Here is a 24,131-nt window from a genome sequence, read left to right on the forward strand (position 1 = left end):
TTGATCACAAGTCTGACTCAAGAGATTTTGCTAAATCGTAGCCTTCCAGGATGGCTTGTAACTTAAGCCATCCTTGCCATAACACTTTCACAGATGCACGCCCTGTGCGCTTGGTATCTTTCCAGCCTCCTAACTTTGCCAGTTCCTGATACGCCCATGACATATTTGGAGCAGTTTCAGGCAATGGTGTTTTTATTCTCTTTAACCACAATAACTTCCATGCTTTGGGAGATAACAGTTGTTCACAACTTGGAGAATCAGGCTGCTCATTGGTGAACTTTAGTTGCAATATTCGCGTCGCAATAAAGCCATTAATCGTCACCAATCTTTCCATGTTATCTTGGCTTTGAAGGCGTAAACTTTCGATATCCGTGCCATCACTTTTCCAGACTTTATGGTATTCCTCTACAAGCCAACGGTGCTCATAGTAGGTGATGATAGCTAAGGCGTCTTCTTTGCTGGTGACTGGTTCACTGGTTAATAGGTGCCAGCTTAAGCCGTTCTCAGCGTTTCCTCTCTCTGCACTGCCGACATAGTAAACTGGGAGGGAGCGTCCTTTCTTATTGTAAGGCGCTTTGAGTGTCACTGGCGCATAGGTGATATCCAGTGTTGCGCTTCGGGCTTTTCTTCCTCCTTTTTGTGCAATGTGGATGTGTTTGGTGCCTGCACTCATCAGCTCGCTTGCAAACGCATAGAGCTTATCCTCACCTTCTTCAATATGACGACTTTGCATCGAGCGTACGACGAATCGTTGCTGCTCGGTCAGTTTATACTGCAAGTATTCGTAGATGTCCGCTTCGCGGTCACACACCGATATCACGTTCGCCATTTGTCCTTGCAGCCGCTCTGCCATCGCTCGTGACGCTGACTCCCACTTGTAACTTTCTTTTTCTTCGTAAGAAGTCGTCGCGTGTTTTTCTCTTTTTCCAATCGTGTTGATATCACGACTCCAGGGAGACTGTTCAATTAATCCCACAACTTGCTTTGTGTCTGGCGCAAACAGTAATACGCTATGAGCTAACAAGCCTCGTTGTTTTGCTCCTCGTCCGACATGACCCAAATCATCTCGAATGGAGGAATGTTTATAAATTAGTGTGGTCGTGTCTTCTAATGCGAGCAATAAGTTATGACTTTTTGCTTGTTCAACCGTGGCTTTAAAGCCTGACTCTGCTATAGCCGTTGCGTCAATATTCTCGTTGCGAATAAAGCGGTAGGCACCTTCCATATCGGCGGGGGATTGAGTGATGTTTACAAGTGGTTTTCCTGGTTCATTTGCAAGCGTTGATGCTAACTTTACCAGACGCGCTGTTCTTCTTGGATCACCTAAGTCCGATTTACCGAATTGTTGTTTTGCCCAATGAGTATGTTCGTTAATCATAATGTGCCCTCAAACAAGATTTGAAGATCTGATCATGACATTGAGATTTAGTTCAAAAAAATCCCCGCTAATTTCTTAGCAGGGATTTGTGTATAAGAGACAGCTTTTATAGTGGCTTTTTTGTGGGCTAGCTATGTAGCTGAGTTAATACTTCGCTAGGTGTTTTATTAAAGTGGCGTTTAAATTCGCGGCTAAATTGCGATGGGCTGGTATAGCCAACCTTTAATGCAGCTTCGTTGGCTTTACTTCCACTAGTGGTTATAAGCTCTTTAGCCTTAGCTAAGCGTACTTTTTTTAAATACTGTAGAGGGGATTCAAACGTAACTTGCCTAAAAGCACGATGAAACGACGATACGCTCATGTTTACATCTTCAGCTAACCCTTCAACCGTAATTTGATTGGCATAACTACTATGCATAGTTGAGAGCGTGCGGGCGATACGTGCATAATGCCCATCATGCATAGCAAGCCCTATTAAAGTATGTCCTTGTGGACCACAAAGTACGCGATATACCAATTCTTTTACTATATCCTCGCCAAAAATGTCAGCCTCAATGGGGTTATTTAAAACAGCTAATAACCGGTGAGTAACGAGCTCCATTGCTGTATCTAAAGTTGCCGACTGTACTGCGCCAATTTGTGCAGAAGACGATGATGCTGAAAGAGGCTTATGCTGCATTATTTGATTAACGAGTTTGTGTAGCATTGCAGGGTTTATATCTATGGCAATGCCCATAACGGGTAAGTCGTTATCAGTAAATGCTTCACACTCTAATGGCACCGGTACGCCAAGGACTAAGTAGTCGCCTGCGCCGTATTTTATTTGATGTTCAGGAAAGTGAATTATTTTATGACCTTGTCCAACAATAATAATACCTGAGTTATATATAAGCGGCTGGCGCGGCGAGCTTTTAGTTGCTCGATGAAAATACACGCCTGGAATGATAGTTTCCATGGTGCCTTCAAAGCTGAGTAATTGATTATGCTCGGCGTATTGTTGCAACATATTGGCTATGGTGGGCATAAAAGGCATCTTTAATTGAGTGTATTTTGCGTAAAATAACAATGTTGATAGTTTTAGGCAAGCTTTTGCGAGTTATTGGGCTTTTTTTATGTTTGTTTTGCTACTAATATGCACTCATTGAAATTTGGCTTAGCTAGTAACTAAGCATTCTATTTAGTATTTAACCGTCACCTAGGAGCAAAATAATGAAATTTAGCTACGTAAATCCAACTCTTATCCAATTCGGTCAGCAACAAATTGCGGCACTATCTGATTTGATCGCAAAAGATCAAAAAGTACTTGTAGTGTACGGCGGCGGTTCAATTAAAAAGAACGGCGTGTACGACCAAGTTGCAGCAGCACTTGAAGGCTTTGACTGGGTTGAGTTTTCGGGCGTTGGCGCTAACCCAACAATTGAAGTGCTAGACCAAGCAGTAAAAATTTGTAAAGAACAAGACATCGACTTTGTATTAGGCGTAGGCGGCGGTTCAGTAATCGACGGCGTTAAATACATTGCCGCATCAGCCGTTTATGATGGCGAAGGTTGGGATATTCCTACTGGTAAGCATACTATTACTAGCGCATTACCAATCGGTGCAATATTAACATTGCCAGCAACGGGTTCTGAATCTAACCAAAACTCAGTTGTGAGCAAAGAAGCAACGAAGCAAAAACTACCGTTTGCATCACCAGAAGTACTTCCTAAATTTGCGATTATGGACCCTGATGTAATGAAAACATTACCGCAGCGCCAACTTGTGAATGGTTTAGTAGATGCATGGGTTCACACCTGTGAGCAGTACCTAACATTCCCTGAAACAGCATTAGTTCAAGAAGGTTACGCTGAAGCACTTTTAAGAACGCTTAAAACTTTAGGTGATAACTTTGAAAACCAAGATGATGCATGGCGTGCAAACCTTATGTGGGCTGCTAACCAAGCACTTAATGGTTTAATTGGTTCTGGTGTATCGCAAGATTGGGCAACACATATGATTGGCCACGAGCTTACAGCGGCTTACGGTGTTGATCATGCACGTTCACTTGCTATTGTTCAGCCTTCTTTATTACGTAACCAATTTGCAGTTAAAAAAGCAAAGCTTGAGCAAATGGGTAAAAACGTATTTGGTCTTGAGCAATCTGAAGACTTAGCAGAGAAAACAATTGCAGCAATTGAAGCGTTTTACCACAGCCTTGACGTAGCGACCCAGCTTACTGAACATGGCGATGATAAAGCCGCTGCTATTGACAATATTATTGGTAAACTTGAAGCTCACGGCATGGTTGCTCTTGGCGAAAACCAAGCTATTACGCTAAAAGAAAGCCGCGAAATTTTAGAGCAAGCGGTTGCTTAATTTTCAAAGCTAAGCGCTTACTTAAATATACTAAGTAATACGTTAATAAAAAACCGTCAACCTTTGGGTTGGCGGTTTTTTTATGAATTATTATAAATACTGCGTTGCTAATTAACCAATAAATTTCGTATTAATGTTTTTTAATGATGATAGTAAACTGTGCTCAACGGTTAGGAAAAACCTAACGATTAAATAAATTTAAACAGGACTAAAACTCATGAAATTACTAAACACATTACTTAGCTCAAAAGCAGGCGTAGCAGCATTAATTTTACGAGTACCAGTTGGCCTTATTTTAGCGGCGCATGGTGCACAAAAGCTATTTGCTTGGTTTGGCGGTTACGGGCTTGAAGGTACAGGCCAATGGTTGGCGAGTATTGGTTTAGAGCCTGGCTATTGGTTAGCAATGATGGCAGGTAGCGCTGAGTTTTTTGGTGGCATTGCATTAGCAATTGGTTTGTTAACTCGCCCAGCCGCTGTAGTTGCCGGCTTTACTATGCTGATTGCTATTTTTAGCGTACATATTAGTAATGGCTTATTTATGGCAAACAATGGCTATGAATACGCATTAACTTTACTAGTAGTAACTGTAGTTTTAGCAATTCAAGGAGCGGGAAGCTTTTCTCTTGATAACGTATTAGCTAAAAAGCTCGCTAATAAATAGAGTGTGTTAATTAAAAAAATAGCGGCCAATTTGGCCGCTATTTTTGTTTAAATTATTCAGCAGATAATGTTAAAGAATAACTGTACTGCTTTTGCTCAAGTAAATATTCTTTATGGGTACTTGGGCTCCATGAATCATCGCCACCAACCCCCATATGTTGATGATCAATATGTACATGTACGCAATCATCAGCAATGAGTTCGTTAGTGTGTTTCGCTTGCGTTAACATACTTTGCGAATACTCACTGGCGGCAAATAAAAACGCACCGGTTACGGTTAAATTATTAATACGCAGTAATTGGCAATCGCTACGCAGGCCATTATCAGTTGGGAAAATATACGGGGTATGTAGCTCATTTAAGCTCAAGCTGTAATAACCTAAACGTGCTGCGGCTTTGCGATCTGGGTAGTTTTCAAAAGGCCCTAAACCACGCCAGTTTACTTTTGTATCGCTTTGCTTGTTAAGCGTTGTACTTAGCCCTATACGCGGCATTGGCGGAAGTGTATCGTTTAAGTGCACATCAACATTTAAGCTAATATTGCCGGTATTATTTAGTGTATATAGCCATTGTGTTTTTGCTTGTAGCACGCCGTTAAATTCATAATTAAATACACAAGTAATACGTATATCAACGCTTGATTGAACTGCGTGAATTGAGCTACATGTACGCTGCCATTGCCCTATACCTGCACGTAACCAACGTGCCTCCCATGCATTAGGGTCTAGGTTATCTACTTCGCTTACGCCTATGTCGTTATCAAGCGGGGCGCGATAAAAGTTATCAACCAGTGGGCTACTAATAACCTGAGTATCGTTTTGTAACCACTGCTCTATAAGCCCTGATTGCTTGCTAAAAACAAGTTTAAACTTATCGTTTTCAATACTTAGTTGAGAGTCGGTTTCGTTAACACTTGTAGCGCTTTGCTCTGTAGTTGGTGCAAATGATTCACTGTTTAAATTATTACTATTTATAAGCTTAAACTGCTCGGTGTTTAATACATGCTCGGCACTTGCAAAGCTACAGTCGTTAATTAGTGCTACATCTAAATTAAGGTGGTATTGCGCACCTTGCTCAAACGTTGTTTTAGTTTTAATTGTTAACGTGTGTGTACTTTGCGGAGCAATATTAAGTATATGCTCGCCTTGTTCAACACAGATGCCATTTTGCATTAACTGCCAAACGAGCTTTTCGTTATCTGTGTGTCTAAATACGTAATCGCTAAATATATCAATGGTGTATAGATTTTTAGTTTGCTCGCGCAGCGTAAATTGTAAATGCTGCTGGCTGTATTTTGCTTCAAACAGGCTAGGGTGCGGCGTGCGGTCAGGGAATAATAAGCCGTTAATACAAAATTGGCGGTCATTTAGTTCATCACCAAAATCGCCGCCGTAAGCCCAATAATGCTCACCATTTTCATCAGTTTTAGATAAACCTTGGTCTACCCAATCCCAAATAAAGCCACCTTGCAGGCGTGGGTATTCTCTAAATGCTTGCCAGTAATCGTCAAAGCTACCTAGGCTGTTACCCATTGCATGGGCGTACTCACATAAAATAAGCGGGCGAGTTTCACCCGGTAGGCTTAGCCATTTTTTTATTGAATATTTTGGTACGGCGTCATCGGCAACATGTGTATCTACACGGGCATACATTGGGCAAATAATGTCGGTTGCTGTGGTATTTGCGCCGCCACCTTCGTATTGCACTGGGCGAGAAGAGTCAAAGCTTTTTGACCATCCGTACATAGCATCGTGGTTGGCGCCGTGTCCGCATTCGTTACCCAGTGACCAAATAATAATAGAGGCATGGTTTTTATCGCGCTCAACCATTTGTGTATAGCGCGACATAAATGCACCAGCCCACTGCGGATCGCTAGCTAAACGCCCCATAGGAAACATGCCATGGGTTTCTATGTTTGCTTCGTCCACTACGTATAAACCTAGCTCGTCACATAGTTCGTAAAAACGAGGGTGGTTAGGGTAGTGAGCAGTACGCACGGCATTAAAGTTATTTTGCTTCATCAGCTTAATATCTTCAATCATATCGGCGGTAGTAACTGCATGGCCGTTTTCTGGGTGGTGTTCGTGGCGGTTAACACCGCGAATAAGTAGCGGTTTGCCGTTTAAGCAAAGCTGCCCGTTAAGCATTTCTACTTTTCTAAAGCCAAAGTTATAAGCTTCAACGTCGATGGTATTGCCTTGATCATCAAGCAGACTCACAACGCAGCGGTATAAGTATGGGGTTTCGGCGGTCCATTTTTTAGGGCTTTGTATATCAATTGTTTGAAATACAACATCGCTCCAGCCACCTTTTTCATCAACACGTTTATTGTTAGTACTTTGAATTTGCGGCTCACACAATGCTTGCTCATTATCAAAAACCTGTACTGCTACTTGGTAGTTATTTGGTGCATTAATCGCTGTTTTTACATGCAAATTCGCATCGCGGTAGCAGGCGTCTAAATCTGGGGTTATAAACACATCACGTATTTGATTTTGTGGTTTTGTAAGTAAGTTAACATCGCGAAAAATACCGCTTAGCCACCACATGTCCTGATCTTCTAAATAACTGCCATCGCTCCAGCGAATAACCATAACCGCAATACGGTTGGTGCCTACTACTAACAGTTCGCTTAAATCAAATTCGCTTGGTAAGCGGCTATCTTGCGAATAACCCACCCATTGACCGTTACACCAAAGGTGAAATGCCGAGTTTACGCCTTCAAAAATAATATGGTTACGCTGCGCTAATTGATCCGCCGTAATAGAAAACTCAGTGCGGTAGCAACCTGTTGGGTTATCGCTTGGTACAAATGGCGGGTTAACTGCAAATGGGTATTTAACATTACAGTAAATTGGTTTATCAAAGCCGTGTAACTGCCAGTTAGAAGGCACTGGAATACTTTGCCAATCTTTGCTTAGTGTTTCACTTAGCAGTGATCCATCAACCGCTTCGGGTTTATCGAATAATTTAAAATCCCATTGGCCGTTTAAACTTTGTTTTTGTGATTGTGTGTTAGTACGGGCATGGTCAACGCTTTTAAATCCATTGAGTGGGCTGTGCGCTTTTACTTGATTAACTTGCACCGAAATTGGGTTTTCCCAATCACGGCGGTTAATTATGTGTTGTAGTGAGTTCATTAGTGTCCTATTGCATGTATGGCAATTATAATGGCTTAAATATAGCTAAAATAATGCGTTGGGGTTATGCTTAAAGCTCTCTTTTATTTGTCCAAAACTATCATTTTAAATTATGCGCAACACTATTGTAGATGTACTCGATATTGGCCCAGAGTGTACAGAGCGGTTTATTGATTTAACCACGCTTTCGCAAATGCCAAACCTTGAAATAGAGCTGGCAGGTTGCTCTAATTTATTGGGTGACTATTGTGTTGCACGTACTAACCCGCTTGAACACACTCTTTTTTATACTTTGGCTGGTCAGGGCACACTTAAAACAGTTAATAACCAATACTCATTAACTGAAAATAGCTTAGCTATATTGCCTGCAAGGCAAAGTTTTGAGGTTAAAATAGCAAGCGAAAAGTGGGATGTGATTTGGCTAAACCTTGCAAACACTAAACGTTGGCAACATTTAAATTTAGCACAGGCTAAGGTATTAACTAATCAGCAATTAGCGCCATTACATTTAGCTATGGAGCTTTTATATAGCGAAAGTAACGCTACTTTGCGCGAAGGTGTTATGCCTATTTTAAGCCACTATTTAAACACTACGTTGCAAAGCGAGCCGCAAATAGGTGGGCAAAACAGATTAACCAGCTTGTTTTTAGAGGTAGAAGAGCGCTTACAGTTCGATTGGACTATAGAGGTTATGTGCGAGCACGTGCATTACTCAGCACCGCATTTACATAGGTTATGCCAAGCGCAATTTGGTAAAAGCCCTATGCAGCAGCTTATTTATTTACGCATTAAACGAGCTAAAAGCTTACTACTAAATACCCGCTGGCCTGTTGCCCATATTGCTGCTTACGTGGGGTATCCTAATATATTTAATTTTTCTAAACGGTTTAAAAAATCAGCGGGTATATCACCAAGTGAATTTAGAAAATAACGTAAGCGGCTCTCTACATTTGAATAAATTTAAGGTATTGTGCGATTTCTTAAATTGCATTTTAGAGTTTTTAGGTAGGTAATGCGCTCAAACTACTTTTTAGTCGTGATACTTTTAGTGCTTGTGCACAGCTTTATTAGCTGTGATGCGGCGGCGTATCATCTGCAAGAAGAAGTTGATCATGCTACGCATGTTCATTCTCAAGCAAATGTAAACGATGAAGATGCGCAATCACCTACTGAAATACATGCCCATCAGCATTGCCACTGTGGTTACTACAGTACGCTAAATCACTCTATAAGCCCTGAGCAAAGCCAAGCTACACTGCCTGCGTGCTATAGCGGTTTAAACTATCCACCAGATGTTCCGCCACCAAATTTTTATAGCTAGTTTTTAATTTTAAACACTTTGTAAATAACTGCCTGCGCCTGTGCGCTATAAGGCTAGTTATGTACATATTTAGGTTGCTTAATTGCGCTTGTTTTTAAAATAGGCGTAGTGATTAAGTCAACTCTGTTTGTTAAAAAACGGACATGCTATATGAACAAAAAACCACTTATGCTGGTGGCGCTACTGTGCGCATTACCTGCAATGAGCGTTTTGGCAAAAAATGAGCCTCAAAACGTATTAACGCTAAAGCAAGCGCTTAAAAATACCGAGCAGCAAAATGCTGAACTTAAACGCTACCCGTATCATCAAAAAATATTAACGGCGCTTAAAACCCAAGCTGCGCTTTCACCTAATCCTGAGCTGAGTTTTGAAGCTGAAAACTTTTTAGGAACTCACGGCTCTCATGCGTTTTCGGGGGCGCAGTACACGCTGGCTTTAAGTCAATTAATAGAGCTGGGTGATAAACGCCAAAACCGTATTAATTACGCCACTGCCAATATAAAAGCGCAAACAATTGAGTATAAAAATACTCGGTTAGCACTTTTAGCAACCACCGCTGAGCGCTATTACCAAATACTTAAATTTCAGGCGTTAATTGCTTTAAATAGTGAGCGTAAAAACACCGTTAAGCAGGCACTTAACGCAATTGAAAAACGCGCTAAAGCGGGTGCAGCCTCAAGTGCTGATGTAACCCGCATGCGTTATGCATTAAGCCAAGTAGATTTAAATACGCTGATGTTAAATAGCGAATTTGAGCGTGCGCGCTTAGCTCTAACCGAGCTTTGGCAAGAGCCGCAAGTGAGTGATTACTATGCTGGCGATTTATCACAAATAGCTGCTGTTAAAAGTGAAGCAGTGCTACTTGATGCGGTAAATACAGCACCTGAATTTGCACTGCTGCAGCAGCAATATATGCAGCAAACGGCTAATTTGTCGCTGCAACGCTCAAGCGGGCAAAGCGATTTAACCCTGGGTGGTGGCGTGCGATATAACCAGCAAACTGATGCCAGCTCGTTGGTGTTTTCTTTTTCAATGCCACTGCAATTAAGCAATTCTAATAGCGGTAATATTGAGGCTGCAAAGCATCAACTTACGCTACTTAATGAGCAACAAGGGCAATTACGTGTTCAGCTACGCCAGCAAATACGCACTTTGTATGCGTATTACCAAGGTAAAACTGCGCAGGCACAGCTATTAACACAGCAAGTTATTCCACAAGCACAAACGCTTATAAAACAAAGTTTAAAAAGCTATCAACAAGGGCAAATATCGGTGTTGCAATTACTCGACGCACAGCAAGCTTTATTTGATTCTAAACGCGCACTTATCAACATCCATAGCGAGCTATATCAAGTGCTGCTTACCCTTGAGCGTTTAACTGGCCAACCTTTAATTGAGACTCATCAATCATGAATAACACTCTTATCGCATTATTTATAACGCAATTATTTACACTCCCATTTTTAAGTAGCACGGCTATGGCATCTGATAGCCATCACGAAAAAGGTCACGAAGAAGGCCACAAAGACGAACACACACAAAAAGGCCCACACGGCGGATTTTTACTAACCAATAACGCGCTTGATTTAGAGCTTAAGTTAACCCAGTTTGCAGGTAATACCGAGCTGCGAATATATGGGTTTAATAACGATAAAGCTGTGGATATAAACCAGTTAGACGTAACCATAAACGTGCAACGTTTAAGTGAAGAGCCACAGCTTATTCGCTTCAAAGCTGAAGATGACTATTTAGTAAGTACCGTGAGCGTAAACGAGCCGCATTCTTTTAAGCTTGATGTAATGGCACGCTATAAAGGCGTTGAAATAAATTATCATTATGAGCAAGAAGAAGGGCGTGCAACGCTAAGCTCCCAAGCAATTGAACGCGCAGGAATTAAAACCGAGATAGCAAAAGCAGGTAGCGTTGAACTAACAGATACTCTATTTGGTGTTATAGCACCCACCGCGCACGGCACCGTTGAAGTAATGGCGCCTTATACCGGCTTAGTTAACGATATCTTTGTAAGCATTGGCCAAAACGTTAAAAAAGGCGATAAGCTTGCCAGTATAACCAACCGCGAAACACTGCAAAATTACACCATAAAAAGCCCAATTACAGGCGTTATTACCGAGCAATATTTAAAGCGCGGTGAGCTTGCCAATAGCGCATTAATGCAAATAGTAAACCTTGAAACCGTATGGGTCGAGCTCTCGGCTTTTCCTGAAAATATTGAAAAGCTCGCCATAGGACAAAGCGCAAAAGTGTACGATTTACATCATCATTTAAATGCGCAAGGTGAGGTGTTTTACATAGCCCCGATGATGAGCGGCGGGCATATTGCGCGTGCGCGAATCGAGCTTAAAAACCCTAATGGTCATTGGCGTCCTGGTATGCATGTTAATAGCGACATTAGTACTGCAAAAGTAGATGCTGCAGTGCGAGTAAAGGCTACAGCTGTGCAGGAATTTAACGGCAAACCTAGTGTGTTTATTAAAAGCGGCAATGTATTTGAAGTACGCCCTGTAAAGCTTGGTGCTAAAAACAGCGAGTGGGTAGAGGTACTTGAGGGGCTTTCGCCAAATAGTGAGTACGTAACGCAAAACAGTTATGTAATTAAAGCCGATATTTTAAAAAGCGGCGCAAGCCACTCACACTAGGAGGCAGCATGATTGATTGGATAGTTTCTTTTGCGGTTAAACGCCGTATGATGGTGCTTGCGCTCACGCTTTTATTTGCTGGGTTTGGTGTATACAACACACAAAATTTAGCGGTGGATGCCGTACCCGATATAACTAATGTGCAAGTACAAATAAATACGAAAGCGCCTGGGTTTACCCCGCTTGAAGCAGAGCAGCGTATAACCTATTTAATTGAAACCGCTATGGCGGGCATACCAAAGCTTGATTACACCCGTTCGATTTCGCGTTATGGGCTTTCGCAAGTAACGGTTATTTTTAATGAAGGCACCGATATTTATTGGGCGCGTCAGCAAATTGGTGAGCGTATTCAAAGTATTCGCTCCGACTTACCTAATAACGTAGAGCCAAACTTGGGTCCTATTGCCAGTGGTTTAGGCGAAATATTTACTTATAGTGTGCACGCCACGCCTAATGCGTTAAAAGAAGATGGCACCGCCTACAACGCCGAAGACTTACGCACTTTGCAAGATTGGGTTATTCGTCCGCAGCTTTTAAAAGTAAAAGGCGTTACCGAAATAAACAGCCAAGGTGGTTTTGAGCGCCAGTACCAAGTAGCCCCCGTGCCTGAAAAACTACTCGCTTATAAGCTCACGCTAAGCGATGTAATTACTGCACTTAAATTAAATAACAGCAACCAAGGCGCAGGGTTTATAGAACGCTTTGATGGGCAATATTTAGTGCGCTCACCAGGGCAATTAAAAACCATAGATGATATAGCTAACACGGTTGTTGCTAAGCGCGATGATGCACCAGTACGGATTAAAGATGTAGCAAATGTGCGTTTAGGTAAAGAGCTTAGAACCGGCGCTGCTACTTATAACGGTAAAGAAACCGTGCTCGGCACCGCCATGATGCTAATTGGCGAAAACAGTCGCGTAGTGGCAAAAGCCATGGCTGATAAACTCAAAGACGTACAGCTAAGCTTGCCTGAAGGTGTTGTGGTAGAAGCAGTTTATGACCGCACAACCCTTGTTGATAAAACCATAGCAACCGTAAAAACCAACCTGTTCGAAGGCGCGGTGCTAGTGATTGTTATTTTGCTGCTGTTATTAGGTAATGTAACTGGTGCGCTTATTACGGCAATGGTTATTCCGCTTAGTATGTTATTTGCCGTTACCGGCATGGTAGGTAATCGCGTATCGGGTAATCTAATGAGTTTAGGCGCAATCGACTTTGGTTTAATAGTTGATGGCGCTGTAATTGTGGTTGAAAACTGTTTAAGGCAACTTGGCCTTGCGCAGCATAAACATGGCCGGCTACTTACATTAAATGAGCGTTTAAGTGTTGTAACCGCCGCTACTAAAGAAGTATTTAGCCCAGCGGTGTTTGGCATTTTAATTATTATGCTGGTGTATTTGCCGCTGTTTGCGCTTAGTGGTGTAGAGGGCAAAATGTTTCAGCCAATGGCATTTACTGTTGTAGCCGCACTAGTTGGCGCACTTATTTTTGCTGTTACCTTTGTACCTGCGGCTATTGCGGTATTTGTACGTGGCAAGGTGAGTGAGAGCGAAAATGCGGTTATGCGCGTTATTAAAAAAGGCTACAAACCACTGCTTGGTTTATCGCTTAAGTTGCCTTGGGTAATGTTAAGCATTGCTGCTGTGCTTGTAATTGCACTTGGCTTTAAAGTTAAAAATATGGGCGCTGAATTTTTACCGCAGCTTGATGAAGGCGATATAGCCATGCACGCACTGCGCATTACCGGCACCGGTATTGAACAATCGGTAAAAATGCAAAAAGAGCTAGAGCAAGCCATTTTAGACATACCTGAAGTTGAAAAAGTATTTTCAAAAATTGGCACTCCAGATGTAGCAAACGATCCTATGCCACCTAACGTTGCCGATACCTTTTTAATGTTAAAGCCGCGCGAACAATGGCCTGATCCCGCTTTAAGTAAAGAAGAGCTGGTTAAGCAAATTCGCCATTTAGTAAATGAAGTACCAGGTAATAATTATGAGTTTACGCAACCTATAGAAATGCGTTTTAACGAGTTAATAGCAGGCGTGCGCGCCGACGTTGCGGTGCGTATTTATGGCGATGATTTATCAACATTAAAACAGTATGGCGAAAAAGCCACAGCCTTGGTGCAAAACATTACAGGCGCAACTGATGTACGCCTTGAGCAAATGGAAGGTTTGCCTACACTTTCGGTAACGCCGCTTCGCGATCATATGGCGCTGTTAGGTTTAACAGTAACCGATATACAGCAAAGTGTAAGTGCTGCGGTAGGCGGTGTACAAACCGGGCTTATTTATGAAGGCGATAAACGCTTTTCGTTATTAGTGCGTTTAGATGAGCGCTGGTCAAACGATGTATCACAGCTTGCGCGTTTGCCAGTGGCCGTGCCCAAAAGTGCCAACCCAGACCTTGCATTTGTACCGCTTGGCGAAGTAGCAAATATTAGTATTGATAAAGGGCCTAATCAAATAAACCGCGAAAGCGGTAAGCGTAATGTTGTTGTTACTGCAAATGTAGAAGGGCGCGACTTAGCAAGCTTTGTAAGTGATGCACAAGCCGCTTTAAATTCAGATCTTAATTTACCAAGTGGTTATTGGATTGAATACGGCGGCACATTTGAGCAATTAGAATCGGCAAGTAAGCGGTTATCGCTGGTGGTGCCAGTTACTTTATTGCTTATATTTGGCCTGCTTTACAGTGCGTTTAATTCACTTCGTGATTCGTTAATTATTTTTAGCGGCGTACCACTTGCACTGACCGGTGGTGTGCTTGCGTTACTATTACGCGATATGCCGTTATCAATATCGGCAGGCGTGGGGTTTATAGCGCTAAGTGGTGTCGCGGTATTAAATGGTGTGGTTATGCTGTCGTTTATTAAACAATTAAGAGCTGATGGGCTTAGTTTAATCGATGCAATACAAACTGGTGCACTTTCGCGCTTGCGTCCAGTATTAATGACCGCTTTAGTGGCAAGTTTAGGGTTTATTCCTATGGCGCTAAATACTGGCACCGGCGCTGAGCTACAAAGGCCGCTGGCTACGGTTGTTGTAGGCGGGATTATTTCATCAACCTTACTTACGCTATTAATATTGCCTGCACTTTATAAATTAGTGCATGCAAAGTTTAATAGGCATCAAGCAGCTTAGCCAGTTGAAGCTCAATACATAACGTAAAAAGCAGCTGAAATTTCAGCTGCTTTTTGTTGTTAAGTAAACTTTGCAGGTTAATTATATTGAAACAAGTTATCCCAGCGCTCATCCAAAATAGTTTTTGCGTGTTCCAAATTTATTGCGCTATACACATCATTAGTGCACGTTACTAAGCGCATACGCTCCAACTTTTCAAGCGCATCGCTAATTTCAAAATCAAGATCGCACTGGTATTTGCTTTTAAACCAATGCTCTATTTGTTCATCAAGCGTTTGGGCGGTTAAGCCGATTTCTGATTTTAGTAAAAACGTATACGCAAGCAGCGCTTCTTTTATATCTTCTTCTTCGGCGGCGTCTATAAGGGTGTGAAAAACACCGGCGTTGTTATCAAGGTTTTTAAAGTAGAGGTTATCGCTAAGTGCTTTCATAAATTTAATTTTACGGTTTTTAAACTTACTCCATTCTTTAAAAATAAAGCTGCCAAATACCCCCATGCCAATAGCAAAGGTAATAAAGTGTTGTTGCGTCATTTCGACAGCTTCACTTCTAAAGCCACCCCAAAAAGCAAACAGAGCAAGCAATAATAAAATTGATGCACCAAGCTTAGTTATAAGTACCACCGCACCGCCAATTAAAGCCGATGAGCCAATAATTGCTTTATCAATAGGGCGCATGCGTACTTCACTGTTAGGAAATAGCATTTCGAGATCGGCTTTTGGCACATTTTGAAACAGCTTAACTATGGTCGAACTTGGCTCAAACCCTAAAGGCGTTTTATTTTTAGCTTCAAAATAAGCGCTATCTTTAAAGCGAATAAACACCGCAACGCGGTCGTAATTGGTAAAGTGCAGGGGCTTTTTACGCAAGCCCCAAAAGCTGGTTATTGTTTCAGTAAGTTGTGATTCGCCACGACGATAAAAAACCACTTCTTCAAAGTCGTCAAATTCAACTTCAAGGCGCACCTTAAATAGTGACTCTTCATTTAATGCATCTTGTAAGTCTTCATTGGTGATCACTTCAAAATTAGCGGCATTTAAAACCTTAGCAAAATCTTTTGCAAACTCACGTTGGCATTGTGCTTTTTGCTCAGCAGAGACTAGAGTAAGTATGCGGGTATCACTATTAGGGTTAAATGGCGCGTAGTTATTTTTAAGTGCTTCAAGTACCGTGTGGTAGTCGTAATGAATAAGGCTAACTAATAAATCACAAAACTGTTTAAACGATGTCTGTTGTGTGCTGCTATTAAGCTCTTCGCTACATATATCAACAATATCTTGCTTTCTGAACGGAATAAAACGCGAGTTTTGCATATTTTTTTGACTGCTTTCATACATATTAAATTTAAAGATCGTTATTATTATACTTTGTTAACTAATTGAGCTCGATCTATTTAATTTAAATGTTAGTAGTACAAGTAAAAAATTATAAAGCATGTTTTATTTTGAATTAAAGTAAGCATTTAGTTTTGTTTTGTTTTTTTTGTTAGTGATAAAGAATTACTTATTCTTGTTTGTTAATTATGTAATACTGGTTATATATAAATATATAGCAATAACGATGTTAAATTAATGTAATTTAAAATTGTTTTTTATAATGCTTTATCATGTATTATAAGACAAATAAATTGTCGTTTAATTTAACCTAATTTTGTAAATTGCCTAGGATCTATTTTGGAAAATATAAATCAAGCTGTTGTAATTGTTGAACTACTAAATAATATTTGGATCGTTATGGAAAATGGTGACTGGGTTAAAGTTGACTCAGTTCCAGAAGAATTACGAGACCTACCAATATTAAATAGTAGCGCTATTGAACTAGAAGGTAACGAACTTATATTTCCTGAGAGCGATCAAAATTTTATCGTTCCAAAAGATATTATAGCACAGCTTGTTACAGATTTAGGGCAAAATGCTTCGTTTGAACAACTCAGTGTTGACAATAATGCTACTCAAACTAGCCGAGTTGATGGAAGCCAAGCAGCAATGGTGCTTCAATTAATTTCGCGTCAAGCGCAGGAATTAGTACCTGATTCTGGTTATGAAACCACACCAGATACAACGGCTAAAGAAGAAGATCCAAATTTTATTGAGTTTACGCGAGATCCTGTATTTAACGTGGGCCGTTTAGGCGGTGACGGTATATATATAAATAAATATGATGCTGTTGCTTTAGAGTTTTCAGGCACTGTTGAAAATGTTGCCGATGGTACGTTGATTCAAATTATATTGAGCGACCAAGACGGTAATGAAATAACAATAACAACCGAAGTTCAAAATGGTTTCTGGTCTGTAGAAAATATTGATATTACAGGACTCAATGACGGTGAAGTAACCGCAAGGGTTTCTTTAGTCGGCGGCAGTGAAGATGACTCAGCTAGCGAAACAAAAATTAAAGACACGCAAGCAAGTATATTTATTGATTTTGAAGATGGTTTAAATACAAATACTCCATTAGAAATTGCTGGTGAAGTTATAGATGTTCAAGATGGACAGTTAGTAACCGTTGATATAATCGATTCTGAAGGGAATGTAGTTGCAACCTATGAAGCAACAGTAGTTAATGGTCAATGGAGTATTGGTCCTGAGCCATTTATAGATTTAGCAGATGGTAGCTTTACTTTACTAGTCAGCACTATAGATGAAGCTGGAAATGATACTCAAATTCAAAAAACTTTCTTAAAAGATACCACCGCGATTATTACTATTGAAGTAAACGAAACTGAAGATGGCGTAATAAGTGGTTCAGAAAATTTAGTTAATATAACTGGTACTGTCGTAGGTATTGAAGACGGTCAAACAGTATCAGTTATTCTAAAAGATTCAGAGGGTAATGAAGTTATTGTTGAAGCTGTCGTAATCGATGGTCAATATCAATTAGATGTTGATATTTCGACTTTAAATGATGGTGAAATTAGCGCAACGGCCGAAGCTCAAGATTTACTTGGTAATGCCGCAACAACTACGCAAGTGATTACTCAAGATGCAACGGCTGCGATTACGGTTGAAATAGATAAAACCGAAGATGGTGTAATAAATAGCGAAGAAGATACAAACGTTACTATTAAAGGTACCGTCAGTGGTATTGAAGATGGCCAAACAGTCACTGTTGTTTTAAGTGATGGTGTAAATCCTCCAATCACAGTAACAGCGATTGTTGTTAATGGTGCTTATGAACTAACGGGTGTTGATATTTCATCATTAAATGATGGAACAATATCAGCCACTGCAACAGCACAAGATTCTGCTGGAAACCCAGCAAATGCCTCCGATGAAACTCAATACGACAGCTCGGTTGCTGCTAACTTAATAGCGCAAGATATAGACGGTATTATTAATAGTGCGGAACAAAATAATGTAACTCTAAGCGGCTCTGTTTCAGGTATTGAACCAGGACAGTTAGTTACTGTTACATTTACAGATAGTAACAATGGACAAGTAGTTGTTACTACACAAGTTGATGAAAATGGTAACTGGCAAATTAGCGGCGATATTGAGTCACTTCTTGATGGTGAAATTTCAGCTGAAATTAGTATTTTTGATGCAGCAGGAAACGAAGCAACGCAAAGTGTTAATTTTTCAAAAGATACACAAAGTACTCTTACCCTAGAAATTGATAAAACTGAAGATGGCATTATTAATGGTAGTTCTGAAAATACTGAATTATCACTAAGCGGTATTGTAAATGGTGTTGAAGATGGTCAAGAAGTTACTATTATCTTTACAGATTCAGCAGGCAATAAAGTAGAAGTTACAACTATCGTTGAAAATGGTAGTTATGAATTATCTGATGTTGATATATCAGCATTGGTAGACGGTGATATATCAGCGACTGCAAGTGTTGTTGATTCAGCCGGAAATATTTCGCAAGCTACAGATTCTTTTGAGCAAGATAATACAGCAATTATTACTGCCAGCATTGATAAAACCGACGACGGTGTTATTAACGGTAACGGCGAAAGTGCCGCAATTGTTGTTCGCGGTACCGTTACCGACGTTGAAGACGGTCAAACAGTTACCGTTACAATTAGTGATGGTGTTAACCCGCCAGTTGAAGTACAAGCAATTGTTCAAAATGGCGAATATGTAACAGATTCTATTGATGCAAGCGCATTAAATAACGGCACACTCACAGCTACCGCCAGCGTGTCCGATGTGGCAGGCAACCCAATTTCTGCACAAGATTCAGTTGAATTAGATAACACCGCTGCCATTACCACCAGTATTGATAAAACCGACGACGGTGTTATTAACGGCAATGGAGAAAGCGCCGCAATTATAGTGCGCGGTACGGTTAGCGACGTTGAAAACGGTCAAACGGTTACCGTTACAATTAGTGATGGTGTTAACCCGCCAGTTGAAGTACAAGCAACCGTTCAAAACGGTGAATATGTAACAGATCCTATTGATGCAAGCGCATTGAACGACGGCACATTAACCGCCACTGCAACGGTGTCTGATTTAGCAGGTAACCCTGTTAGCGCTGAGGATTCAGTGGAGCTAGATAATACCACTGCAATAACCGCCAGTATTGATAAAACAGCCGATTCAGTAATTAACGGTAACGGTGAAAGCGACGCTATCATTGTGCGCGGTACGGTTACTGACGTTGAAGACGGTCAAACGGTTACAGTAAGCATTAGCGATGGTGTTAACCCAGCAGTAACCACAACGGTAATAGTGACCAACGGCGAATACGTAACCGATCCGATTGATGCAAGCAACCTTAACGATGGCACATTAACCGCGACCGCAACAGCGTCTGATTTAGCTGGCAACCCGGTAACAGCGCAAGATTCAGTAGAGCTTGATAACACCGCTGCAATAACCACAAACATTGATAAAACAGCCGACGGTGTTATTAACGGCAATGGTGAAAGCGACGCTATCGTTGTGCGCGGTACAGTTACGGATATTGAAGATGGTCAAACGGTTACCGTTACTATCAGTGATGGTGTTAACCCGCCAGTTGAAATACAAGCAACCGTTCAAAACGGTGAATATGTAACAGATCCAATTGATGCTAGTGCATTGAACGACGGCACATTAACCGCGACCGCAACAGCGTCTGATTTAGCTGGTAACTCTGTAACAGCGCAAGATTCAGTTGAATTAGATAACACCGCTGCCATCACCACCAGTATTGATAAAACAGCCGACTCAGTTATTAACGGTAACGGCGAAAGTGAAGCTATTGTTGTGCGCGGTACAGTTACCGATATTGAAGATGGTCAAACGGTTACGGTAAGCATTAGCGATGGTGTTAAGCCGCCAGTTGAAGTACAAGCAATTGTTAATAACGGCGAATATGTCACAGATCCAATTGATGCTAGCAATCTAAACGACGGCACATTAACCGCTACAGCTAGCGTATCTGATAAAGCAGGCAACCCGGTAACAGCGCAAGATTCAGTCGAGCTCGATAATACAACTTCACTTTCTATTAATATTGATAAAACCGAAGATGGTGTCATTAATGGAAATGGTGAAAGTGCCGCAATAGTGGTGAGTGGTTTAGTTGACGACGTTGAAGATGGGCAAGTTGTTACCATAACAATCAGTGATGGTGTTAACGATCCTATAGAAGTTTTTGCAACTGTTACAAATGGCGAATATGTTACAACATCTATTGATGCAAGCGCACTTAATGACGGCACACTTACTGCTACAGCAAATGTGTCAGATAAGGCCGGTAACCCGCTAAGCGCACAAGATACTGTAGAGCTTGATAACACCGCAGCTATTACAACAAGTATTGATAAAACAGCCGACGGTGTTATTAACGGCAACGGCGAAAGTGAAGCAATCGTTGTGCGCGGTACAGTTACCGATATTGAAGATGGCCAAACGGTTAGGGTAAGCATTAGCGATGGCGTTAACCCACCAGTTGAAGTACAAGCAACCGTTCAAAACGGTGAATACGTGACCGATCCGATTGATGCAAGCAACCTTAATGATGGCACATTAACCGCTACTGCGACTGCATCTGATAAAGCAGGCAACCCGGTAACAGCACAAGATTCAGTCGAGCTTGATAACACGGCTGCCATCACCACCAGTATTGATAAAACAGCCGATTCAGTAATTAACGGTAACGGCGAAAGCGCGGCAATTATTGTACGCGGTACGGTTACCGACGTTGAAGATGGCCAAACGGTTACGGTAAGCATTAGCGATGGCGTTAACCCAGCTGTAACTACAACTGCAACAGTGACCAACGGCGAATACGTGACCGATCCGATTGATGCAAGCAATCTTAACGATGGCACATTAACCGCTACAACTAGCGTATCTGATAAAGCAGGCAACCCTGTAACAGCGCAAGATTCAGTTGAATTAGACAAGCTAGCAGAAATTGATATTGCACTGCCTGATGACGATCAAGTAATTAATAGCTTAGAGCAAGCGAGTGCTGTGTTAACGGGTAATACTGTAGATGTAGAGCAAGGGCGAGAAGTTACATTAACGCTTACCGACAGCAATAGTGTGTCTAAAGTAATAACTGCTATCGTTAGCGATAATGGCACATGGAAAGTTACTACTGATCAAATTGCTGACTTAGCCGAAGGTCAAATTAACGCAGTTGTAGCAGTCACAGATTCAGCTGGGAACCCTGCAAATTCAGAGCTTACTTTTACAAAAGACACGCTAAGCAGCGTAACTTTAAATATTGCACAAACAGACGACGGTGTTATTAACGGCAGTAACGAAAACTCGCAAATAACCATAACCGGCGCAGTTGAAAACATAGAAAATGGTCAATCAATTACAGTAACCGTATCTGACGGTGAAAACCCAGACATTGAATTAATAGGCACTGTTACTAACGGTCAATACAGTTTTGAAAATGTAGATATATTGGGCTTAAATAACGGCACAATTACAGCCACTGCCATTGTTTTAGACTTAGCGGGTAATACAGCCACAGCAAACGACACTGTTTTATTAGATCAGCTAGCCAGTGTAACTGTAGATATAAACGATACAGGCGATAATGTAATTAATGGCAACTCAGAAAATACAGTTGTTAGCATTACAGGTGATGTAACTAACATTGAAAACGGTCAAACAGTCTCAGTAGTTGTGAGTGATGGCACAAATACTGAAACATTTACTGCTGAAGTAATTAACGGCGCTTATACAATTACAGATGCTGATATATCAGCTTTAAATGATGGTACATTAACCGCAACAGCTACTGTAACCGATATAGCAGGTAATACCGCTACAAGTAACGACACTGCCGAGCACGATAAGCTAGCCAGTACCACAATAGAAGTCGCTGAAAACGATGATGTAGTGAATGCAGTCGAGCAAAGCAATGTAATTATAAGCGGTACAGTTACCGATGTTGAAGCTACACGAGAAGTAACCGTTACATTTAGTGACGGCACCAACTCAGTTACTGCAAAAGTTGATGTAGATAGCGATGGCAACTGGCAAATAAACCCAAGTGACATAAGTACACTTACCGATGGCGAAATTGCAGTAAGCGTAAGCGTATTTGATAACGCAGGCAACGAAGCTGTAAACAACACTACATTTAATAAAGATACACAAGCAACTACATCGTTAGAACTTGCCGATAATGTAATTAATGCAGCAGAAGACGAAGCCGTAGCACTTAGCGGAAAAGTAGATGACGTAGAGTCAACCAACAATGTAACGGTTACCTTTACCGATCAAAACGGTAAAACAGAGACAATTGAAAACATTGTTTTAGACAGTGATGGTAATTGGTCTGTTACCGCTGCAAATATTAGCGAACTAGCCGATGGTGAAGTAATCGCAAGTGTCAGCGTATTTGATAACGCAGGTAACGAAGCGGTTAATAGTGCAGAATTTATAAAAGACACCCAAGCAACTACCACCATAGAGCTTGCAGATACGCTTATTAATGCAGCCGAAGATGAAGCCGTAGCACTCAGCGGAAAAGTAGATGACGTAGAGTCAACCAACAATATAACGGTTACCTTTACCGATCAAAACGGTAAAACAGAAACAATTAAAAACATTGTTTTAGACAGTGATGGTAATTGGTCTGTTACCGCTGCAAATATTAGCGAATTAGCCGATGGCGACATTACAGCAAGTGTAAGCGTGTTTGATAACGCAGGTAACGAAGCAGTAAATAGCACAACATTAGTTAAAGATACCCAAGCCATAATTAACGTAAATGTAGGTGATGACGCATTTATTAATGAACAAGAGCAAGCAACAGCAAAAATTGGTGGCACAATTAGTGATGTAGAGTCAGGACAAGAAGTTGATATTGTACTAAAAGACAATAACGGTGATGAGTTGTTTACCGCTACAACCACCGTAGATGCGCAGGGTAACTGGGAGCTTAATAGCTCTATTTTACGGGTTTTATCAGATGGCGATTACACAGTAGATGTAAGCACGCAAGATATAGCGGGTAATCCAGCAACAAGCACCCTCAACTTTACAAAAGACACCCAAGCCAGTACAACGCTAGTGCTTGAAGACTCAGTAATAAACGCAGCAGAAGAAGAAGCGGTAAGTGTAAGCGGTAAAGTTGATGACGTAGAATCAACAAACAGCATTACCGTAACCTTTACAGATAAAGACGATAAAAAAGTAACCGTTGATAATGTAACCATAAATGCCGATGGCACATGGGAAGTAAGTGACGAAGATATAAGCTCACTTGCAGATGGCGACGTAACAGTAAGTGTTAGCGTATTTGATAACGCCGGCAATGAAGCGGTAAATACCGAAACACTAACTAAAGACACCAACGCCAATGTAACCGTTGAAATACAAGATACAGCCGATAACGTTATTAACGGCAATGGCGAAAACACAAATGTAACCATAAACGGCACCGCATTAGGTGTTGAAGATGGCCAAACGGTTACCGTAGTAGTTAGTGATGGCACAAATACTAAAACTTTCAGTGCACTAGTTACTGATGAAGCGTACACAATCACAGGCGCAGATGTATCAGACCTAAACGACGGCGAATTAACCGCCACAGCCACAGTAAGTGATGTAGCAGGTAATACAGCAACCGATACAGATACAGCCACTCACGATAAAACCGCTGTAACCAGCATTGATGTTGCAACAGGTGATGACGCTGTTATTAATACTGGAGAGCAAAGTGATGTAGTTGTAAGCGGTATAATAGAAGAGGCTGATGCTAACCAAACAGCCACTGTGGTATTTACCGATGTGAACGGAGATAAAGTCACGGTTGAAAACGTCGCGATTAATAGCGCAGGTGAGTGGGCAATAAATGCCACTAATATTTCAGGCCTTGCTGATGGTGAAATTACAGCCAGTGTGAGCGCACTAGATGTTGAAGGCAATTTAGCCACAATCGAAACCAGCTTTACCAAAGACACTACAGTTGCAATAACAGTTGATATCAACGATACAAACGATGACGTAATTAACGGCAATGATGAAAACGTAAACGTTGAAATTACAGGTACCACAACGGGTG

Annotated in this window: 12 protein-coding genes; 8 read left to right on the forward strand and 4 right to left on the reverse strand. The window is 41.2% G+C overall.

Going from position 1 to position 24,131, the window contains the following annotated elements:
* Positions 1–4: 4 nt before the first annotated feature.
* Together H5092_RS15740 and H5092_RS15745 are read right to left on the reverse strand one after the other, a co-directional pair.
* Positions 5–1,378 (reverse strand): IS4 family transposase, encoded by a 1,374-nt coding sequence (locus H5092_RS15740; protein WP_182733947.1) that lies wholly within the window; start codon positions 1,376–1,378, stop codon positions 5–7.
* A gap of 127 nt (positions 1,379–1,505) precedes the next feature.
* Positions 1,506–2,402, reverse strand: coding sequence for an AraC family transcriptional regulator (locus H5092_RS15745; protein WP_182696153.1), 897 nt, complete (start codon positions 2,400–2,402; stop codon positions 1,506–1,508).
* 185 nt (positions 2,403–2,587) lie between these two features.
* Between H5092_RS15745 and H5092_RS15750 the strand changes: the two genes are divergently transcribed.
* Together H5092_RS15750 and H5092_RS15755 are read left to right on the forward strand one after the other, a co-directional pair.
* On the forward strand, positions 2,588–3,733 hold the full coding sequence (locus H5092_RS15750) for an iron-containing alcohol dehydrogenase (protein ID WP_002962851.1): 1,146 nt from the start codon (positions 2,588–2,590) through the stop codon (positions 3,731–3,733).
* Between the two features lie 217 nt (positions 3,734–3,950).
* Complete coding sequence (locus H5092_RS15755) at positions 3,951–4,397, forward strand: DoxX family protein (RefSeq protein ID WP_182715585.1); 447 nt, start codon at positions 3,951–3,953, stop codon at positions 4,395–4,397.
* 52 nt (positions 4,398–4,449) lie between these two features.
* On the opposite strand, the gene H5092_RS15760 is transcribed toward H5092_RS15755, so the two are convergent.
* Positions 4,450–7,536 (reverse strand): beta-galactosidase, encoded by a 3,087-nt coding sequence (locus H5092_RS15760; protein ID WP_182733950.1) that lies wholly within the window; start codon positions 7,534–7,536, stop codon positions 4,450–4,452.
* A gap of 112 nt (positions 7,537–7,648) precedes the next feature.
* Here H5092_RS15760 and H5092_RS15765 point away from each other — a divergent pair, with 112 nt between their 5' ends.
* The 5 genes from H5092_RS15765 to H5092_RS15785 all read left to right on the forward strand — a co-directional run bounded on the left by H5092_RS15765 (position 7,649) and on the right by H5092_RS15785 (position 14,660).
* Positions 7,649–8,467: an AraC family transcriptional regulator gene (locus H5092_RS15765; protein WP_182733953.1), complete on the forward strand. Its 819-nt coding sequence runs from the start codon at positions 7,649–7,651 to the stop codon at positions 8,465–8,467.
* 81 nt (positions 8,468–8,548) lie between these two features.
* On the forward strand, positions 8,549–8,857 hold the full coding sequence (locus H5092_RS15770; RefSeq protein WP_182693098.1) for a hypothetical protein: 309 nt from the start codon (positions 8,549–8,551) through the stop codon (positions 8,855–8,857).
* Between the two features lie 150 nt (positions 8,858–9,007).
* Positions 9,008–10,270 carry a TolC family protein gene (locus tag H5092_RS15775; protein ID WP_182720520.1) on the forward strand — a complete coding sequence of 421 codons (1,263 nt, stop codon included), beginning with the start codon at positions 9,008–9,010 and terminating at the stop codon, positions 10,268–10,270.
* On the forward strand, positions 10,267–11,514 hold the full coding sequence (locus tag H5092_RS15780; RefSeq protein WP_182711864.1) for an efflux RND transporter periplasmic adaptor subunit: 1,248 nt from the start codon (positions 10,267–10,269) through the stop codon (positions 11,512–11,514). Before H5092_RS15775 ends, H5092_RS15780 begins: the two co-directional genes overlap by 4 nt.
* 8 nt (positions 11,515–11,522) lie before the next feature.
* A complete protein-coding gene (locus H5092_RS15785; RefSeq protein ID WP_182733955.1) occupies positions 11,523–14,660 on the forward strand; it encodes an efflux RND transporter permease subunit in 3,138 nt (1,045 codons plus the stop codon).
* Positions 14,661–14,737: 77 nt separating this feature from the next.
* Here H5092_RS15785 and H5092_RS15790 read toward each other — a convergent pair whose 3' ends face one another.
* Positions 14,738–15,973, reverse strand: a complete 1,236-nt coding sequence (locus H5092_RS15790; protein WP_182733957.1) for a TMEM143 family protein — start codon at positions 15,971–15,973, stop codon at positions 14,738–14,740.
* A gap of 360 nt (positions 15,974–16,333) precedes the next feature.
* Between H5092_RS15790 and H5092_RS15795 the strand changes: the two genes are divergently transcribed.
* Positions 16,334–24,131: Ig-like domain-containing protein (locus H5092_RS15795; protein WP_182733960.1), on the forward strand; the 7,798-nt coding region annotated here is incomplete at its 3' end.

This window comes from Pseudoalteromonas sp. SR41-7, assembly GCF_014163935.1.
In the GTDB taxonomy this organism is placed as follows: domain Bacteria; phylum Pseudomonadota; class Gammaproteobacteria; order Enterobacterales; family Alteromonadaceae; genus Pseudoalteromonas; species Pseudoalteromonas distincta.

What these genes read in the sequence shown, in the direction of transcription:
- H5092_RS15740 (WP_182733947.1), bottom strand. Translation starts at nt 1,378, where the DNA reads ATGATTAACGAACATACTCATTGGGCAAAACAACAATTCGGTAAATCG.
- H5092_RS15745 (WP_182696153.1), bottom strand. Translation starts at nt 2,402, where the DNA reads ATGCCCACCATAGCCAATATGTTGCAACAATACGCCGAGCATAATCAA.
- H5092_RS15750 (WP_002962851.1), top strand. Translation starts at nt 2,588, where the DNA reads ATGAAATTTAGCTACGTAAATCCAACTCTTATCCAATTCGGTCAGCAA.
- H5092_RS15755 (WP_182715585.1), top strand. Translation starts at nt 3,951, where the DNA reads ATGAAATTACTAAACACATTACTTAGCTCAAAAGCAGGCGTAGCAGCA.
- H5092_RS15760 (WP_182733950.1), bottom strand. Translation starts at nt 7,536, where the DNA reads ATGAACTCACTACAACACATAATTAACCGCCGTGATTGGGAAAACCCA.
- H5092_RS15765 (WP_182733953.1), top strand. Translation starts at nt 7,649, where the DNA reads ATGCGCAACACTATTGTAGATGTACTCGATATTGGCCCAGAGTGTACA.
- H5092_RS15770 (WP_182693098.1), top strand. Translation starts at nt 8,549, where the DNA reads ATGCGCTCAAACTACTTTTTAGTCGTGATACTTTTAGTGCTTGTGCAC.
- H5092_RS15775 (WP_182720520.1), top strand. Translation starts at nt 9,008, where the DNA reads ATGAACAAAAAACCACTTATGCTGGTGGCGCTACTGTGCGCATTACCT.
- H5092_RS15780 (WP_182711864.1), top strand. Translation starts at nt 10,267, where the DNA reads ATGAATAACACTCTTATCGCATTATTTATAACGCAATTATTTACACTC.
- H5092_RS15785 (WP_182733955.1), top strand. Translation starts at nt 11,523, where the DNA reads ATGATTGATTGGATAGTTTCTTTTGCGGTTAAACGCCGTATGATGGTG.
- H5092_RS15790 (WP_182733957.1), bottom strand. Translation starts at nt 15,973, where the DNA reads ATGCAAAACTCGCGTTTTATTCCGTTCAGAAAGCAAGATATTGTTGAT.